Raw genomic sequence first — 3,435 nt, forward strand, 5'->3', positions numbered from 1 at the left:
AACAGCGCACCTCCATCGTCATCTCCCACCGCATCTTCGCCATCATGGACGCCGACCTGATATTGGTGATGGACCAGGGCAGGATCGTGGAGCAGGGAAAACATCAGGAGCTGTTGGACCGCAAAGGCAAGTATTTTGAGATGCACCAGCTGCAGCAGCTGGAAAGAGAGCTGGAGAAGGCCTGACCGGTTTCGTTATTGGTTAATTGTTATTCGTTATTTATAAGACAGGCAAACAGATGGACAAGCCTTTTTGGGAAAGATCCTATAAAAACACTGAGGCCTCGACCTTTGGGAGCCCCAGCCTTGAGATCTATGAGATCTCAAACTCGCTGCCCAAGGCATCAAGGATCCTTGATGCCGGGTGCGGGGACGGAAGAAATGCCCTGTTCCTGGCGGAAAAAGGATTTTCCGTGGATGCCTTTGACATTTCCGCCAGCGGCATAGAGAAACTGACCCTGCTCGCCAAACAGAAGGGGATTGAGATCAATGCCTGGGTTCAGGATCTGGCCGAATATGATTTTAAGGATCACTACGATCTGATAATTTCCCACGGCGTTCTGCACTTGGTTACAAGGGACACCTGGACCGGGTTTGTCCGGGGCATGAAATCGCATACCCGGATCAATGGCGTTAACGTTATCGTGGTGTTCACCGACGCTTTGCCCATTCCCGCGGATTTAGCGCAGCATTGCATAGGCTTATTCGCTGAAAAAGAGATCAAGAACATTTATTCCGACTGGGCGGTCGAGTATTTCAAGTCTTACGATTTTTACGACACTCACCCCGGCGGGCTAAAGCACCACCATGCAGCCAACAAACTGATCGCCCGGAAGAGGTAACGCCCCAAAACCGGTCATTGTCCACTGTTCATTGTTAATTGTTTGAGAACCCATGCACATTTTATACATCGCGCTGGGCGGAAGCCTGGGAGCCCTGGCCCGCTACGGCCTTTCCAAATGGGTCCATCTGAACGTCAGCCAGATCTTTCCCTGGGGCACGCTGGCGGTGAACCTTACCGGCTGTTTTCTGATCGGGTTCTTCTTTGAGCTGTTCGAGACCTCCGTCATTCCGGCGGACCTAAGGAGCTTCATCACCATCGGGTTCATCGGAGCCTACACCACCTTCTCCACCTACAGCCTGGAATCGGTGAACCTGCTGCGCGAGGGCCAGATAAGACTGTTCGTCACCAACATCCTTTTAAGCACCATCCTGGGACTGCTGCTGGTGGCGGCCGGCCTTTACGCCTCACGTTTTTTCTTAAAAGCCATAAGATAGGAGCCTTCATATGAAACTGCCGGAACAGGCGGTGCTGCTGCGGATATTCATCGGTGAAAGCGACAAGCACCAGGGCCGGCCCCTTTACGAGCAGATCGTGCTCAAGGCCCGGGAGCTTAACCTGGCCGGGGCCACCGTGGTTAGGGGGATCCTGGGCTTTGGAGCCGACAGCCGGATCCACAGCTCCAAGCTGCTGGAGCTTTCCGAGGACCTTCCGGTGATCATCGAGATCGTGGACACCCAGGAAAAGATCGATACCTTGATGCCGTTCATTGATGAACAGGTGGCGGAGGGCCTGGTGACGCTGGAGGAGGTCAAGGTCATTAGGTACCGCCATTCCTGATATCTTCCAGCACTTAATTATTCTCTGATCCCAATCATCTAATCACTAAACCCAAAGTCAATGTCCCCTCACGACCAACACGAATTTCACGAAGAAGCCGCCCTGGGCAGCATCTACGACGCCCGGCTGATAAAAAGGCTGTCGGCCTTTTTATGGCCCTACCGGGCCCATCTGGCCGTTTCGCTGGTGGTGCTGCTGGCCGTCACCGGCTTTGAGCTGGTGCTGCCCGAATTCACCCGGCGGGCCATAGACAGCTACATCAACGTTTCCGGGCGCAAGGCTGTGCCGGGCCGTCCGGTGGCCGGCTCCTTGAGCCTGTCTGGGGACACGGTGCTGGTGGATGTCTCCAAGCTTTCATCCGACGACAAATACCTGATGGCCGGCTGGCAGAAACAGGGACTGGTCGACGACACCCCGTACTATTATTTTGCGCTCGGGGATTCTTCGGGGCAGGCCGGGATCCTGGCCGTCATGGACGCCCACCCCCTTCTTTTCTCCCGTTACGGCAAGGTGGCGCTGATCAGGCATTCCGACCTGAAAAAGCTGTCCCCGGACGAAATATCCCTGCTGCGGGCCCGGGACTTTGCCGGGATCCAGCGGATCGGCCTGCAGTTCCTGGGGCTGATCGTGCTGGGTTTCATCCTGAACTTCTTCCAGACCTTCATGGTGCTGCTGGTGGGCCAGCGCTTTATGCACGATCTAAGGCGCAAAGTATTCGCCCGGCTTCAGGTGCTGGACATGCGTTATTTTGACCGCAATCCGGTGGGGCGCCTGGTGACCCGGGCCACCAACGACGTGGACGCCGTCAACGAGGCCTTCACCTCGGTGTTCCTGGCTTTGCTCCGCGACATCCTGCTGACCCTGGCCATCCTGGGGGTGCTTTTCTTCTACAGCTTAAAACTGGCCCTGGTGGTGCTGGCCCTGCTCCCCTTCATCGCGCTGTGGACCGTGTTCTTCCGGATCAGGGCCCGCGACATCTACCGCCGGATCCGGGTCCGGCTGGCCCGGCTCAACGCCACCCTGCAGGAGAACATCTCCGGGGTCCGGGTGATCCAGATCTTCCGCCGCCAGTCCGAAAGCATCCGCCGCTTCCAGCTGATCAACCGGGATTATTTCCAGGCCTCCATGCAGGAGGTGATGGTGATGTCTTTCTTCCGGCCCCTGGTGGAGGTGATCTCCGGGATCGGCCTGGGCCTTATCATCTATTACGGTGGCGGCCTGGTGATACGGCAGAACATCTCGCTGGGAGCGCTGGTGGCCTTCATCACCTACCTTAGGATGTTCTTCCGGCCCATCCAGGAGCTTACCGAAAGCTACACCGTGCTACAGTCGGCCATGGCCAGCTCCGAGCGCATCTTCCAGCTGCTGGACGAGCCGGTGACCATAAAGGACATTCCCCCGGCTTCGGAACCGGAGAGGGCCAGGGGCAGGATAGAATTCAAGGACGTCTGCTTTGAATACCTGCCGGGAGAGCCGGTGCTAAAGAACATCACTTTTACCGTGGCCCCCGGCGAAAAGGTGGCCCTGGTGGGTTCCACCGGCAGCGGCAAGACCACCATCATCAACCTGATCTCCCGGCTGTACGACGTAAGCAGCGGCCAGATACTTTTAGACGGAACCGACATCCGGGAGCTGGGCCTTTCCCGCCTCCGCTCCTCGCTGGGGGTGGTGATGCAGGACGTGTTCCTGTTCTCCGGAGACATCAAGGGCAACATCCGGCTGAACAAGGACCTGTCCGATGAAAAGGTAAGGGAGATCGCCCGCCAGGTCCACGCCGACACCTTCATCGAACGGCTGCCGCAGAAATACGACCAG

General features: G+C 57.1%; 5 protein-coding genes. All 5 read left to right on the forward strand.

What is annotated here, in order from left to right; all coding sequences use genetic code 11:
• Nucleotides 1-185 (forward strand): hypothetical protein (locus tag Q7U71_06220; GenBank protein MDO9391351.1); only part of this gene is annotated, 185 nt, incomplete at its 5' end.
• Between the two features lie 53 nt (nucleotides 186-238).
• Nucleotides 239-841: a methyltransferase domain-containing protein gene (locus tag Q7U71_06225; protein MDO9391352.1), complete on the forward strand. Its 603-nt coding sequence runs from the start codon at nucleotides 239-241 to the stop codon at nucleotides 839-841.
• A gap of 52 nt (nucleotides 842-893) precedes the next feature.
• Nucleotides 894-1,277 (forward strand): fluoride efflux transporter CrcB, encoded by a 384-nt coding sequence (gene crcB, locus Q7U71_06230; protein ID MDO9391353.1) that lies wholly within the window; start codon nucleotides 894-896, stop codon nucleotides 1,275-1,277.
• A 10-nt stretch (nucleotides 1,278-1,287) separates the two neighbouring features.
• Nucleotides 1,288-1,620, forward strand: coding sequence for a DUF190 domain-containing protein (locus Q7U71_06235; protein MDO9391354.1), 333 nt, complete (start codon nucleotides 1,288-1,290; stop codon nucleotides 1,618-1,620).
• Between the two features lie 60 nt (nucleotides 1,621-1,680).
• Nucleotides 1,681-3,435: ABC transporter ATP-binding protein (locus Q7U71_06240; protein ID MDO9391355.1), on the forward strand; the 1,755-nt coding region annotated here is incomplete at its 3' end.

Source organism: bacterium, assembly GCA_030655055.1.
Lineage (GTDB): Bacteria > Edwardsbacteria > AC1 > AC1 > EtOH8 > UBA5202.

What these genes read in the sequence shown, in the direction of transcription:
- crcB (MDO9391353.1), top strand. Translation starts at nt 894, where the DNA reads ATGCACATTTTATACATCGCGCTGGGCGGAAGCCTGGGAGCCCTGGCC.
- Q7U71_06225 (MDO9391352.1), top strand. Translation starts at nt 239, where the DNA reads ATGGACAAGCCTTTTTGGGAAAGATCCTATAAAAACACTGAGGCCTCG.
- Q7U71_06235 (MDO9391354.1), top strand. Translation starts at nt 1,288, where the DNA reads ATGAAACTGCCGGAACAGGCGGTGCTGCTGCGGATATTCATCGGTGAA.